Annotated in this window: 19 protein-coding genes; 7 read left to right on the top strand and 12 right to left on the bottom strand. The window is 44.9% G+C overall.

The annotated features are described in order from the left end of the window. Nucleotides 1-7: 7 nt before the first annotated feature. From MTN95_RS20730 to MTN95_RS20715, 4 genes are all read right to left on the bottom strand, one after another. Complete coding sequence (locus tag MTN95_RS20730; RefSeq protein WP_010333459.1) at nt 8-997, bottom strand: glycosyltransferase family 2 protein; 990 nt, start codon at nt 995-997, stop codon at nt 8-10. Nucleotides 998-1,228: 231 nt separating this feature from the next. Next, nucleotides 1,229-2,092 (bottom strand): alpha/beta fold hydrolase, encoded by an 864-nt coding sequence (locus MTN95_RS20725; protein WP_248339874.1) that lies wholly within the window; start codon nt 2,090-2,092, stop codon nt 1,229-1,231. After that, nucleotides 2,079-2,411 (bottom strand): SdpI family protein, encoded by a 333-nt coding sequence (locus tag MTN95_RS20720; RefSeq protein WP_095714800.1) that lies wholly within the window; start codon nt 2,409-2,411, stop codon nt 2,079-2,081. The genes MTN95_RS20725 and MTN95_RS20720 overlap by 14 nt, the downstream gene beginning before the upstream one ends. A gap of 85 nt (nt 2,412-2,496) precedes the next feature. After that, nucleotides 2,497-3,015: an SH3 domain-containing protein gene (locus MTN95_RS20715; RefSeq protein WP_202853730.1), complete on the bottom strand. Its 519-nt coding sequence runs from the start codon at nt 3,013-3,015 to the stop codon at nt 2,497-2,499. A 192-nt stretch (nt 3,016-3,207) separates the two neighbouring features. Here MTN95_RS20715 and MTN95_RS20710 point away from each other — a divergent pair, with 192 nt between their 5' ends. Both MTN95_RS20710 and MTN95_RS20705 read left to right on the top strand, forming a co-directional pair. Further along, nucleotides 3,208-3,420 (top strand): helix-turn-helix transcriptional regulator, encoded by a 213-nt coding sequence (locus MTN95_RS20710; protein WP_248339872.1) that lies wholly within the window; start codon nt 3,208-3,210, stop codon nt 3,418-3,420. A 1-nt stretch (nt 3,421) separates the two neighbouring features. After that, nucleotides 3,422-3,805 (top strand): hypothetical protein, encoded by a 384-nt coding sequence (locus MTN95_RS20705; RefSeq protein ID WP_248339871.1) that lies wholly within the window; start codon nt 3,422-3,424, stop codon nt 3,803-3,805. A 34-nt stretch (nt 3,806-3,839) separates the two neighbouring features. On the opposite strand, the gene MTN95_RS20700 is transcribed toward MTN95_RS20705, so the two are convergent. Continuing rightward, a complete protein-coding gene (locus MTN95_RS20700; protein ID WP_024120650.1) occupies nt 3,840-4,109 on the bottom strand; it encodes a YfhJ family protein in 270 nt (89 codons plus the stop codon). A 124-nt stretch (nt 4,110-4,233) separates the two neighbouring features. Here MTN95_RS20700 and MTN95_RS20695 point away from each other — a divergent pair, with 124 nt between their 5' ends. Continuing rightward, nucleotides 4,234-4,386 carry a small, acid-soluble spore protein K gene (locus MTN95_RS20695; RefSeq protein WP_010333452.1) on the top strand — a complete coding sequence of 51 codons (153 nt, stop codon included), beginning with the start codon at nt 4,234-4,236 and terminating at the stop codon, nt 4,384-4,386. 32 nt (nt 4,387-4,418) lie between these two features. On the opposite strand, the gene MTN95_RS20690 is transcribed toward MTN95_RS20695, so the two are convergent. The 3 genes from MTN95_RS20690 to recX all read right to left on the bottom strand — a co-directional run bounded on the left by MTN95_RS20690 (nt 4,419) and on the right by recX (nt 6,868). Further along, nucleotides 4,419-5,612, bottom strand: a complete 1,194-nt coding sequence (locus tag MTN95_RS20690; RefSeq protein ID WP_083244566.1) for an MFS transporter — start codon at nt 5,610-5,612, stop codon at nt 4,419-4,421. A 136-nt stretch (nt 5,613-5,748) separates the two neighbouring features. Continuing rightward, a complete protein-coding gene (locus tag MTN95_RS20685; protein WP_248339869.1) occupies nt 5,749-6,069 on the bottom strand; it encodes a YfhH family protein in 321 nt (106 codons plus the stop codon). Nucleotides 6,070-6,076: 7 nt separating this feature from the next. Continuing rightward, entirely contained in the window at nt 6,077-6,868 is a 792-nt protein-coding gene (gene recX / locus MTN95_RS20680) for a recombination regulator RecX (RefSeq protein ID WP_105954864.1), read from the bottom strand. A gap of 88 nt (nt 6,869-6,956) precedes the next feature. Between recX and MTN95_RS20675 the strand changes: the two genes are divergently transcribed. The 3 genes from MTN95_RS20675 to MTN95_RS20665 all read left to right on the top strand — a co-directional run bounded on the left by MTN95_RS20675 (nt 6,957) and on the right by MTN95_RS20665 (nt 8,289). Further along, entirely contained in the window at nt 6,957-7,868 is a 912-nt protein-coding gene (locus MTN95_RS20675; protein WP_248339867.1) for a TIGR01777 family oxidoreductase, read from the top strand. A gap of 53 nt (nt 7,869-7,921) precedes the next feature. Continuing rightward, complete coding sequence (locus MTN95_RS20670) at nt 7,922-8,032, top strand: YfhE family protein (protein ID WP_010333447.1); 111 nt, start codon at nt 7,922-7,924, stop codon at nt 8,030-8,032. 65 nt (nt 8,033-8,097) lie between these two features. Further along, nucleotides 8,098-8,289 (top strand): YfhD family protein, encoded by a 192-nt coding sequence (locus tag MTN95_RS20665; protein ID WP_044163723.1) that lies wholly within the window; start codon nt 8,098-8,100, stop codon nt 8,287-8,289. 38 nt (nt 8,290-8,327) lie between these two features. Here MTN95_RS20665 and MTN95_RS20660 read toward each other — a convergent pair whose 3' ends face one another. The 4 genes from MTN95_RS20660 to MTN95_RS20645 all read right to left on the bottom strand — a co-directional run bounded on the left by MTN95_RS20660 (nt 8,328) and on the right by MTN95_RS20645 (nt 12,022). After that, nucleotides 8,328-8,912: a nitroreductase family protein gene (locus tag MTN95_RS20660; protein ID WP_106021589.1), complete on the bottom strand. Its 585-nt coding sequence runs from the start codon at nt 8,910-8,912 to the stop codon at nt 8,328-8,330. 87 nt (nt 8,913-8,999) lie between these two features. Then, nucleotides 9,000-9,878 (bottom strand): PhzF family phenazine biosynthesis isomerase, encoded by an 879-nt coding sequence (locus tag MTN95_RS20655; RefSeq protein WP_105991394.1) that lies wholly within the window; start codon nt 9,876-9,878, stop codon nt 9,000-9,002. 114 nt (nt 9,879-9,992) lie between these two features. Continuing rightward, nucleotides 9,993-11,024 carry a FecCD family ABC transporter permease gene (locus MTN95_RS20650; RefSeq protein ID WP_101863577.1) on the bottom strand — a complete coding sequence of 344 codons (1,032 nt, stop codon included), beginning with the start codon at nt 11,022-11,024 and terminating at the stop codon, nt 9,993-9,995. Beyond that, nucleotides 11,021-12,022, bottom strand: a complete 1,002-nt coding sequence (locus MTN95_RS20645) for a FecCD family ABC transporter permease (RefSeq protein WP_105954859.1) — start codon at nt 12,020-12,022, stop codon at nt 11,021-11,023. The genes MTN95_RS20650 and MTN95_RS20645 overlap by 4 nt, the downstream gene beginning before the upstream one ends. Nucleotides 12,023-12,178: 156 nt before the next feature. On the opposite strand from MTN95_RS20645, the gene MTN95_RS20640 reads away from it, so the two are divergent. Continuing rightward, nucleotides 12,179-13,156: an ABC transporter substrate-binding protein gene (locus MTN95_RS20640; RefSeq protein ID WP_105991393.1), complete on the top strand. Its 978-nt coding sequence runs from the start codon at nt 12,179-12,181 to the stop codon at nt 13,154-13,156. Nucleotides 13,157-13,174: the final 18 nt, after the last annotated feature.

Here is a 13,174-nt window from a genome sequence, read left to right as displayed (position 1 = left end):
ATTCATTTCAGTGCAGTTTGGTCAGGCGCCGCATGTTTTTCAATTCGTTCGTTTCAGGCAGATCTTTGCTCGGGATATTTGCTTCTTTGATCAAATAATGCGGACGTTTTTTTGTTTCGTAATAGATTCTGCCGATGTATTCTCCTATGATGCCAAGGCTTAACAGCTGAACCCCGCCAAGGAATAAGACCGCAGATATAATTGTGAAATATCCGGGTACAGAAATACCGTTTGTAAGAATTTTGACGAACGTGGCTATGATATAAATAAGAGAGAGCAGCAATACAAAAATGCCGGTGTAAAAGCATATTCTCAGCGGTTTATGGTTAAAGGAGACAACGCCGTCCATTCCGTAATTAAAAAGGCTGCTGAATGACCATTTTGATGTGCCGTTTTTTCTTTCGACATTTTCGTAAAAAACAATTTTCTGTTCGAAGCCGATCCAGCAAAACAGGCCTTTTGAAAAGCGGTTGCCTTCGCTCAATTTCAAAAGTGCATCCACAGCTTGGCGGCTTAACAGCCGAAAGTCTCCGACACCGTCACGCAAATCAACTTCCACCGCTTTATTAATGAACTTGTAGTAAAGGGACGAAAGAAGCGAACGCACGGGGTTATCCCCTTTTCTGTTCCTCTGGGCAATGACTTGATCATAGCCCTCCTCGTAGCCTTTAATAAAGTCCTTCAGCAAATAGGTCGGATGCTGCAAATCGGCGTCCATCACGACAACTGCCTCGCCTTGAACATGTTCAAATCCGGCCAAGATCGCGGCTTCTTTTCCAAAGTTTCGCGAAAATGAAATGTATTTCACTCGGCTGCATTTGGATGCCAGGTCTTTGATCTGCTGAAGCGTGTCATCAATACTGCCGTCGTTAATGAAGAATATTTCATAATCATAATGAATGTTTTTGAATTCCTTTTTTAAAGATTCATGAATGAGTTTGACATTATAACCTTCATTGTAAGACGGGATAATAATCGAGATTAATCCTTGCTTCATTAAGGCACCTTCTTTTTATTATTCTTTTTAAGTATTGCCTTAGGGGAATTGTACACAAATCTTCAGTAAGGCTATTCCTTTTTTTAAAGTCGTTTAAACCTGTTTTTAGTTACATTTTTGGTATGACATTTCGGTATATGTAATGTTATTTTGTCAGGATTAAAATAGAGTATGAAAAAAAAGCATAGAAAAAGTCTGCCATTTCGACAGACGGTGCAAAGAAAATCTGACTTATTGTTTTTCAAGATATTCTAAAATAAGCTGATTCACGATGGCCGGCTTTTCGTGGCTGATCCAATGGGACGCTTCATCCACAAATATTAAATGCCCGTTTGGACAGCGTCTTGCTGTTTCTTTTGCAAGCTTTCTGCTTAAAAAGCGGTCTTCCATTCCCCAGATCATCCGATAAGGGGCTGTATGGCATTCGCGGGAATTTTCTGCAAGGCTGCCTTTTCTGAGTGCCCTGTACCAGTTCAGCATTGATGTCAGGGCGCCAGGCTGCTTCCACGCTTCTTTGTACTTATTGATATCCTCAGAAGAAAAAAGCTCCGGCCGATCAGATAGCCCGATGGCTTTATCTAATTTCTCATAGTCGTTTTCTGTTAACGCGGCCTCCGGTTTGTCCGGCAGCTGGAAGAAGGCAATGTATGAGCTTTTCAGCCATTGCGGAGGGTAGACTGGCGTTACGGTTTTCATGACGTGCGGATGCGGTATGTTAATGGCGATAAGCTTTTCAAGATATTCCGGACGTGTTGATGCCAAGTGCCAGGCTACTGCTCCTCCCCAGTCATGTCCGATCACGATTGCTTTTTGATCAGTAAATTGTGAAATAAGCCCAATGATATCATCTCTTAATGTATCAATCCGATATGCCTCAATTCCTTCCGGTTTGTCACTGAGATTGTAACCTCGCTGATCAGGAACAATCACCCGGTACCCCGCGTCCGCAAGCGGTTTGATTTGGTTTTTCCAGCCATACCAAAACTCAGGAAATCCATGGAGCAGGACGATAAGCGGGCCGTCCTCCGGTCCTGCAGAAGCAACGTGGAGTGTAATTCCATTTGTTTTGACAAACTGGCTGTTAACTCCTTCCACTTAAATCTCCTCCTTGACTTTGCGTCATATGTTTCAGCCTTTTCTCTGTCAGTATAAAAGTGATGATACAAGCAGCAACAAGCAAGATCAGCTGAAGGATGATAAAGCTTGATCTCAGGAGCACCCCGGCCCCCAGGACAATCAAACCTGACAGGATCATGAGCGCCGCACTGTAACGGTTGGCTTCATTCCATAACTTTTGATCTGACATTGAGCGTCTCGTTCTGAATCCATATACACTGTTAATGGATTTTGGAGGGAACAATTTGATGAAAAGACCTGCAATCATCATGAGCCCTCCGCCGACTAAACATGCCATATGATCATCTCCTCTCTCATTGTTACGTTCAGAAAGAAGAAATGTTTCAATATCCTGACAAAAAGACAAGCATGAGCCTGTCTATTTAGCGTATTTGTAAATCCTTTGTCGGAATATAGCCTTTTATCCCGCCGTGATCAACGAATGCCCAGCTGAAATCAAATCCTCCGTTTTCACTGAATCCCCAGCCGAGCAAAGTGACTTCTGTCCCCGAGGAAAGCTGCTTGGCTTTTCCATTTTCCGGTGTTGGAGAATAGAAGGCAGTCTGTTTTGCTGTTTTTGCTTGACTTGCGGTTTTCATTAAGAAGTGTGTTGAAATATATGCTTTTTTTCCTTTGAATTCGATTTGAGCCCAATCAGCATTAGCAAACCCCTTTACAGTGACTTTCTGTTCAGATGATACTGTGCCGAGAATCGCGCTTTTTTGTTTTGGCTCAGCCCGGACATTCAGTTTTCCTGCTTTAATCATATAAGAATCTGATGATGGCATGGTGACATTTATGGTCTGAAGGGTTGCAGCTTTTGCCGCGGGAGCAGTGCTACATGCTGTGAAACTCAGTCCTGCGGCGGCAGTTAAAGCGAGCAATACTTGTTTCTTTTTCATACATAGCTCCTCCTCGGATTTTGACAAGATATAAGAGGTATTCCCTGATTGCCTGGAGGATGAAACACTTTTTGTTTATTTTTTCTAACAGTTAAGGAAATGTTAAGGTTTGTAAGGTGTACATTACATTCTAATCTTTGTATGATACATTATGTAAGGTATACGTTACATAACGAGAGAGGATCAAATAAGATGAAGCACGGGGTTCGTAATTATGTAAAAGAATACAGAAAAGCTAAAGGATGGACACAGGATCAGCTGGCAGAAAACATTCAAGTGACAAGACAGACGGTCATTGCAATTGAAAAACAAAGATATGAACCCTCGATAGGCACTGCAATTAAATTATCTTCAGTATTAGAGTGCTCATTAGATCAATTATTCTGGATAGAAGGAGACAAATAATATGAACATGACGTATCGTACCGGATTGTTTTTGCAAACTTTGCTTCCCATTTTATTGTATGTCGTTTATTGGCATTCACCTTCAACTTTAACACTTCTGTTAGCAGTCATCGGAACTGCACGAGTTCTTTATTCTGCCGCACATATTCATAGAAATAAACTCTGGGGAAACGTACACTTTCAGAATGACCAACGCACCCGCTCAAATGCTCATTTCGCGGGCTATATATCACATTGGGTGATGATTGTTATTTTGCTTATAGGTGTTGTTCTTATTCATCAATCCATGCTTCCTCTGTCCTATCTGCAGCTGATTGCATATACTGCTTTTCTTGGTTTTATGCTTAGAATGGTGATTAGTGATATGCTTAATACAAATGTGTAAAAAACAGCCTGCCGTACTTTGCCGGCAGGCTGTGTTAATGTAAAAGCCCTCTGCTTTGGTTTAAGTAATCATTCACGTCTTCACGGCCGCTTTGGAAAAGGTGGAGCTGGCCGCCATAGTTCTCAATCCACTGTGTGACGATTTTTTCGGTCATTTTTTCGCCTTGGTAGGCGTGTCCGGCTTTTGCATAGGTTGCTTCAAAGTCGCTCCATAACAATTCCACCCATGTTTTCGCCTGAATGTAGCTGATCATATCGTTTTTTTCCAGAAGCAGATTTGTCAGTTTCTCAATATACGTATTCATTTGGTGGTCTCCTTTCCTTCAGGAAAAAAATTACGCTTTAAAACTTCATGTTCTCCATATACTAACCTTACGTCTTCATCTGGCAAGACGCAACTTTTTGATCTCGAACCTAGGGGGATATGACATGGTCCGCAATAAAGAAAAAGGATTTCCTTACGAAAACGAAAACAAGTTTCAAGGTGAACCGAGAGCAAAGGACGACTATGCTTCAAAGCGTCCTGACGGGTCAATCAACCAGCATCCTCAGGAAAAAATGAGAGCCTCCGGCAAACGATAAAAGAAGAACAGCTGCACATGTGCAGCTGTTTTTTAGCCTTTATTGACTTGATACTCATAGACGCTTTTCTTTTCAGACAGATGCGCAAATGTTGAGAGCACCAGTCCGCACGCGGTCATCAGCGCTCCTCCCGCAAACAGCCAGGAATAAGAGCCGGTTCCGCTTAAAATGATGCCGCCGATCCACGCGCCGAGCGCATTGGCCAGGTTAAATGCAGACACGCTCACAGCTGCGGCGATCGTTGTTCCGTTCTCAGATGAAGAAAGCACCTTTGTTTGCAAAAGAGGCGGTGTGCCGAATGCGCAAGCTCCAAATAAGAAAGTCGCGACAATAGCTGCGGCCGGATAAACGGCGATGTACGGGAATACCGCAAGTACGCCGATCAAACCGATCATGACGCCAATCATGGTCCGGGTCAGCAGAGGAAGCGGCACTTTTCCCGCAAAGAAGTTTCCCGCAACCCCTCCCAAACCATAGGCGAAGAGGGCGCCTGTAATGCCGACTGTGCTGAAACCCGCTGAATTTCTTAAAATCGGCTCGATAAACGTATACGCGATAAATACGCCTGAATAGCCTAAAATTGTAATCGCAAAGGAGTACAGCACCTGTTTGTGTTTAAATACTCCCCACTCATTCATGAGCATCGGGATGACTTTTGGTTTTCTGTTCGGCACGGTAGCCATCAGGCCTAAAAATCCGATCACTCCAAGCACCGTAATGATGGAAAACACGACTCTCCAGTTTAGGACATCACCCAAGTAGGAACCGAATGGAACACCCAGCATCAAAGCCACTGTTAAACCGCCGTTCATAGACGCAGCGGCTGCGGCGCGTTTTTCCGGCGGCACCATTTCACTAGCGAATACCATCGCAATCGCAAAGAAAGCGCCGTGAATGGAAGCAGATAAAATTCTTGAGACCGCCAATACCGCAAAATTCGGTGCCAGTGCGCTCATCAGGTTGGAAAGGATGAAAATCCCCATCAACCCAAGAAGTACCGGCTTTCTCGGGAGCTTGACAGAAACAATCGTGACGAGCGGGCCTGTTACACAGACGCTTGCCGCATAAGCGGTGACAAGGAGTCCCGCAGAGGAAACATGTATATGAAAGTCATCGGCAATCGACGTCAAAATACCCATCACCGCATATTCTGTGTATCCAATTGAAAACGTGCAGATCATTAGAACAAAAATAATTAATTTTACTGATGGATTTTTCATACTCAACGTCATCGCCTCCTTTAATGTGAAAAAACAACGAGTTCCATCTTAAAAGAAATCCAGGGTGAATTCAATCATTTTTTCTCTAAAAATCGCCTTGAGTGTGCTCAAATAAAAAAGAGGCTGATATTCAGCCTCTCGGTTATCCCTGCTTCTTTTGCTGTAATACTGAGATTGGAAGCGCTTCTTCTTGATCGGGAGCCGATGTTCTGTATCCCCAAGCGAAAACGCCATTTAAATAGTTAATGTGAAACTCATCCTCAGAGCCGTCCACAACATACGTTTCTCCCGGCGAGAAGTCCTCCGGATTCAGCAAGTATGCCTTTGCCATGGCAATTTTCCGTTCGAGCACTGCCAGTTCATTTATGATTCCAAGCTGTTCCGCTTTTCTTGCTTTTTCAGAGAGTCCTGCGATTTCTGTATTCAGTTCGTACGTTGTCATTTGACTGTATCGTTTCTCCATTTTTCAGCTACTCCTCTTCCTGCAGAAATTGATCGATTAAATCGAGTGAGAATCCTTTTCTGAATAAAAATTGTTTGACCTTCATGGCACTTTCATAGGAGCCGTCATAACGGTATTTTCTAAACGCTTTTTCCGCATGAAGACGCAGCGCTTCTTTTTCAGTGTCTTCATCATTTTCGTATTCAATCTGCTCCAGCGCCGCAGAGATGACATCAAATGAGAAGCCTTTGCGCTGCAGCTGCATCTGTGCTCGCTGTTTGATTTCTTTTGAAGAGAGTTTCTTGTCTTTCTTCAGAAGCTTTTCGATATGCTTAACTGCTTTGTCCGTCTGTTCTTCAAAGGAGAAAGAACTCAGCGTATCTTTGATGGTGTCGTCATCGATCCCCTTCGCTTTCAGCTCTCTGAACAAAACGTCAGGCCCTTTTCCGTTTGTTTTCTTGTGAGTGCTCACGTAGGCCGCCGCAAACTCTTGGTCATTTAAATAGTTGTAATCGTTCAGCTTATGAATCACTTCCGCAATGACGGGCGCCGAGGTTTCTTTTTTCTTTAAGTGGTCTTCTACCTCTTTCGTTGACCGCATTCGATAGGATAAAAAATCAATCGCACGGTTGAAGCCTTTTTTTACTTCATCGCCGTATTGAATCTCAATGATCTCGAGGTCATCAAGCTCTTTTCCCTTTGTAAGCTCAAATTTCACGAGCACATCTGCGTCAACACTGAAAGCATATTTTTCATCCAGAAAAATATTAAAGCGTTCCGTATTCTTCTTTTGCGCTGAAATCTTTGTAATAAATGGCATCTTAATCTCCCTTCTCCGGTCTCAAATGCGTTTTCTATGATCAAAATGAGGTAAAGTATAGTTATCAGAACGATGAGGAGAGATGTTTATGAATATTGCAATGACGGGCGGAACGGGTTTTCTCGGTACGCATCTGACTGGCGTCCTCACCCGCCAGGGACATCATGTTTATATTTTATCAAGAAACGCGCCAAAAACTGAACAAAAAAATATCACTTATGTCCAATGGCTGACTGAAGAAGCTGCGCCTGAACAAGAACTTCCCCATATTGATGTTTGGGTAAATCTTGCGGGAAAATCGATTTTTGGCCGCTGGAACGAAAAAACGAAGCAGCAAATTCTCTCCAGCCGGATCGATGCAACCCGGGAAGTACGGCGGCTTATTCATAAACAGGCGAAAAAACCGAAGGCGCTTATTCAAGCCAGTGCAGTGGGCATTTACGGCACCAGCCTTGAAAAAACCTTTACAGAAGACTCCCCCACGTCGGACGAGGATTTTCTCAGCCACACTGCACATATGTGGGAACGGGAAGGGCAAAATATAGAGGTGATGGGCATTCGAACGGTTTACGCGAGATTTGGCGTGATGCTCGGAGAAAAAGGCGCTCTCCCGCTGATGGTTCTGCCATATAAACTGCTGGCCGGCGGAACGATCGGGACGGGCAATCAGTGGCTGTCCTGGATTCACGTGGATGACGCCGCCCAGCTGATTGTATATGCAATCGAAAACGACAGCATCTCAGGTCCTGTTAATGTGACAGCGCCTAATCCGGTTGAAATGAAGCAGTTCGGAAAAACGATTGCACGGGTGAAACACCGTCCCCACTGGCTCCCCGTTCCAGCATTCTTTTTATCAAAAGCATTGGGGGAAATGAGCCTGCTTATTGTGAAAGGACAGCGCGCTCTGCCTAAAAAAGCAATTACGTCCGGATTCCGTTTTACATATTCAGACCTTGAATTCGCCCTCTCGCAGCTGCTGACGGACCGAAATGCTGTATAAAAACGGAAGGAAGCGTCAACCTTAAGAATAACATGGTTGAAGGAGGTCCTTTTATGGAAAAGAAGAGGGAGAAGCACCAGCAAGGAGCCAACCTGAAGAAAATGCAGGAAGTTCTTTATTCGAGTGAATTTAAAAAGGCGGAAAAAGCTGCTAAGCGGAAGTAGGGATACATAGCGCCGGAAAGCAGATACTATGTTTGTTTGATATCACTTTTTAGGGGGAATTTGATATGGGCAGAAATCATATCCACAAAAACCGTGATAAAAACAAACAAAAACTTCCTCAGGTTCCCGATGCGTTAAAACGAGAAACTGACGGCGTTTACGAGGAATATTCAAGCGAACTCGCTGATGCGGATGACCGCGAAGCGCAGGAGCGCGCAAAAGCGGCCGACAGCAGAGCGAAAAGCAAAAAACGTTAATGAAAAACCCCTTGTCTCTGCTTGAGACAGGGGGTTTTTTACAGCTCGGTGAACCGTTCCTTTATCGGTGTGCGTTTTTTCACTTCCGGCATTTCATCAGGATAGCCTGTTTGTATGATCGCGGCGAAGCGCTCGTTATCCTGTAAACCGAAGGCTTGATGCACGTCTTTATCATAGAGGATCTTTCCGCTTTTCCAAACCATGCCGATTCCTTTTTCCCAGGCAAGAAGCTGGAGGTTTTGAATCAATGAGCTGGTTGCCGCAAAATCATCATCTCTTGCTCTTTCGTTCTCATCTTCCTTAAATACAACGAGCAGAAATCCCGGCACACGGCTGAGTGTCTTTTTGAAGTTTTGGAGTTTTTCTTCCGTCATGTCCGGCTTTGATTTTTTAGAAAATGAAGCAAAGGTTTTAATCAAGCTTGCTTTTCCAGTTTCACTGGAAACGTAAATAAATCTCCAAGGCTCCGTCACTCTGTGATTTGGCGCATATTTTGCCGTTTCTAGCATGTCAAGGATGACAGCCGGAGGTACGGGATCTTGTTTAAATTTACGGATTGATCTTCTGCTGCGTATGATATCCCGCAGTGCTGAATCTTGATTTATCTGTTCGGCTTGAGGCATACCGCTTCACCCTTTCTGTCCAATTGAAAATGATTATCAATCATAATCATAACGGAAAGTGCAGCTTTTTGTAAACCGTCAGCCATATTAGATTTCAAGAATCCGAGTTTCTGAGTAAACGGCAGTCCCTGTCATGTTCACTTTGATGTGATCGTTTTCTCCATTTATTTCAATTTCCACTCTTCCGTCTTTCCCCATCTCCTGTCCTTGTTCAATGATGAATGTACGCTGCCCGGACCGGCCGTATTGCTGCATGTAAGCTCCCATCACACCGGATGCTGTGCCAGTCACGGGATCTTCTATTGTTCCTGAATACGGCGACGAAAAGTGGCGCCCGTGCAGGTCGCTGTCAGAGTGAATCGTTTCAAAGGTAAATGGATGCACTGAGGCTTTTGGCAGATCAACTAGAACATCCGGAAATTGTTTGTTATTCGGCACCATTTTTTTAGAGGCTTCTAATGATTTGAGCGGAACGATCGCAGTCCATATGCCTGTGCTGCCAAAAACAATTGGAAGGTCCTCATGAAAGTCCTCGGCCGTAATTCCCAATGCGTCCGCGAGCTTTTCCCGGTCGCCCGTAAATGGTTTGAATTTCGGAGCAGCCTGTTCAAGTGTGATATGGATGCGCCCCTCTTTTTCAGAAATGTTTGCTGGCAAGATACCGGCTTTTGTCTGGATGCTGTACGTTTTACCAATCTCCAGCCTTCCTTTTTCACATAATGCGTATAGGGAAGCGACCGTCGCATGCCCGCATAAATTCATTTCGTGTCCAGGAGTGAAGTAACGGAGTTCAAGATCAGCCGCCTCGCTGTTCCGAATAAAGGAGGTTTCTGAATATCCTGCGATTTCAGCTATTCTCTGCATTTCTTCTTCTGTATAATGGTCCCCGTGCAATACCACTCCCGCGGGGTTTCCTTTGCCGGGATTTTCCGTAAATGCTTCATATTTTAATACCTCTGCTTTCATTCGCCTGCCATCCTTTCTACATCAATGTCTCTGTCAGTATAACAAAATATTAGAGGGAATTTTCAGTCAATACCAAGAACCCATTTTCTTTGCAGAGAAAATGGGTTCTTACAATCAGGAATTTCTTGTTTTATAGAGCAAATAAATAAAATAGGGGGCGCCGATCGCCGCTGTAAAAACGCCTGCCGGAACTTCGACCGGGGCAAATAAGGTTCTGCCGATGATGTCTGCTCCTAATACGAGCAGAGCCCCGATCAGTGCAGATGCCGGGAGCAGCGCACCGTAAGACGAGCCGACGAGACGCCTTGCGATGTGCGGCGCCATCAGACCGACAAAACCAATCGTTCCGGCAACCGAAACCGCACAGCCCGTAAGAGCCGTACTCAGCAGCAGGAGGAAGAACCGGTTTCTTTGCACGGAGCTTCCCGCGCCTGCCGCAATATCTTCACCGAGCATCTGTATATTCATATTTTTAAGACAGATAAAACAAATGAATAAGAGAATGACAGACAGCAACACGGCTATTTTTACATGCTGCCAGTTAGATCCGTAGACCGAACCTGTTATGTATACATTGGCTTGGGACGCCCTGTAGATCGGTCCTTTGATCATGAGCAATGTGGTCATCGCTTGTGCAGACATTGAAAATCCGATTCCGATCAGCACCAGCCGAAACGTGGAGGCGCCATTTTTGTATGCGAGTAAATAAACGATAAGTCCAACAACTGATGCCCCGATAAATGCGGCAGCCGGAAGCCATGACAGACTGATCGTCAGTGAATCGCTTCGGTCTGAGAAGAACATCATGACAAGCACCACAGCCACAGCCGCTCCGCCCGTGATTCCGATAATATCCGGGGATGCGAGAGGGTTTCTGACCAGCCCCTGCAAAATTGCGCCTGCTGCAGCCAAGCAAACGCCGGCGCATACAGCTGTCAAAATTCTTGGCATGCGGAACGACATCACCATCATTTCATCGAGCTTTGAACCTGCACCGAAAAATGTTTTGGCCACATCCCAAGGAGGAATGAACCGCTGTCCGAGACCGGCGCTTATGATGAACACAGCCGCTGTTAAACCGAGTAAAACAAAAAAGACAATCCATGCTTTCTTTTCAGCCGCTGTAAAGCCAAAACGAAGTTTCATAGATTCGCCCCCCTTCTTGCGATGTAAACAAACACAGGCATGCCGATAATCGCCGTCATAACCCCCACAGGAACCTCCTGAGGCATAATGATATATCGGGCCCCGATGTCCGCGGCAACTAGTAAAATCGCACCCAAAACAGCGGAAAACGGCAGAACCCAGCGATAATCATTGCCGATGATAAAGCGGGCAAAGTGCGGGATGATGATGCCGATAAAGGAAATCGGCCCGGCAATGGCGACAGCTGAACCGGCAAGCAGGACAATGCATAGTGCCATAGCGAATTTCAGCAGTCCCGTTTTTTGACCAAGTCCTTTGGCAACATCTTCTCCCATGACAAGAAGATTAATTTTCCGGCCGAGGAAACAGCTGATCAAAAGCGCCGCCGCGGCATACGGAAGCATTGTCATCAGCAAATCGAGACTCCTGCCCTGCACAGAGCCCGTCAGCCAAAATAGCACCTGAGCCAGCTCGAGTTCATTGACGGAAAGCATGCCTTGTGTCAGCGAAGAAAACATTGCCGCCATGGCTGCTCCAGCCAGCGTCAATTTGATCGGCGTGAGCCCTTCCCTTCCAAGCGAACCTGCGGCATAGACAATCGCGGCGGTAAAGGAAGCACCGAGAAACGAGCTCCATACAAGCGCTTGGGGTGATTGAATATGCAGAAAAAATGATCCGGCAACAATAAAAAAGCCGGCCCCTGCGTTGATTCCGAAAATCCCTGGTGATGCTAGCGGGTTTTTTGTCAGCGCCTGCATCAGAGCGCCGGCAGCCGCAAGGGAAGCGCCGACGACCGTGGCAACCAAGGCGCGCGGGAGCCTGACGTCTTTAATGATGACTTGCTCATTTGATCCGTTAAAAGATGTAAACGCTTGATAGACCTGTCCCCATGACGTACCGGTATAGCCGTATATGACACTTGCGCAGACAGCCGCCAGCAAAATGAAAAGCAGACATAATAACAAAATCCATTTCGAATAAGCCTTTTTGAAGATCATCATCCAATTCTCCTAGTGATTTACTATGTAACATTCTTCATCATGACTGCAGTAAATTGATTGTTTTTGAGAATCATCCTCAATTAATGATTGACACTCTCACCACTGCTTATTATGATCTAAATGATAATGAATTTCAATATTGGGAGGAAAAAGATGAAAAAGCATATCAGCATGCTATTTGTATTACTTATGGCCGTTATGGTGCTTTCTGCCTGTAATAGTTCAGAAAGTTCCGGAAACAGCGAGGGGTCAAGCAGCAAAACAAGAACGGTTAAACATGCAATGGGGACATCAGACAACATTCCAGCCCACCCAAAACGGATTGTCGTCTTAACAAATGAAGGAACAGAGGCGCTTTTAGCGCTTGGCATTAAACCTGTCGGGGCCGTGAAGTCATGGAAGGGCGACCCGTGGTATGACTACCTGAAAGACGATATGGAAGGTGTTAAAAACGTCGGGCTAGAAACTGAACCGAATGTGGAAGCCATCGCGGAGTTAAAGCCTGATTTGATTATTGGAAATAAAGTGCGCCAAGAAAAGATTTATGATCAGTTAAATGCGATTGCGCCTACGGTTTTTGCTGAATCTTTAGCCGGGAACTGGAAGGATAACCTGACTCTTTATGCCGACGCGGTGAATAAGGCGGACAAAGGCAAAGAAGTCATTGCCGATTTTGATAAGCGCGTTGCCGATATGAAAGATAAGCTTGGCGATCAGACAAACAAAACTGTGTCTGTTGTACGCTTTCTGTCCGGCGAGTCAAGAATCTATTATAAAGATTCATTCTCAGGCATTATTTTAGACCAGCTTGGTTTTAAACGTCCTGAAAAGCAAGTGGAGCTATTCAAGAAACAAAAGGACCAATTCACGTTCTCAACAGACAGCAAAGAATCCATTCCTGATATGGATGGCGATGTGCTTTTTTATTTCACTTATAAAGCCGATAATGCAAAAGATAATGAAAAATGGGCCAATCAGTGGACGAGCAGTTCACTATGGAAAAACCTCAAAGCTGTGAAATCAGGGAACGCCCATGAGGTCGATGACGTCGTGTGGACAACCGCAGGCGGAATCAAAGCCGCAAACTATCTGCTTGACGATATTGAAACGTATTTCTTAAAGTCTAAATAAAAAAAGAACTCCGTCTGT

The sequence above is a fragment of the Bacillus sp. 2CMS4F genome (assembly GCF_023161785.1).
In the GTDB taxonomy this organism is placed as follows: Bacteria; Bacillota; Bacilli; order Bacillales; family Bacillaceae; genus Bacillus; species Bacillus halotolerans.
This window is presented reverse-complemented; position numbering and strand designations above follow the sequence as displayed.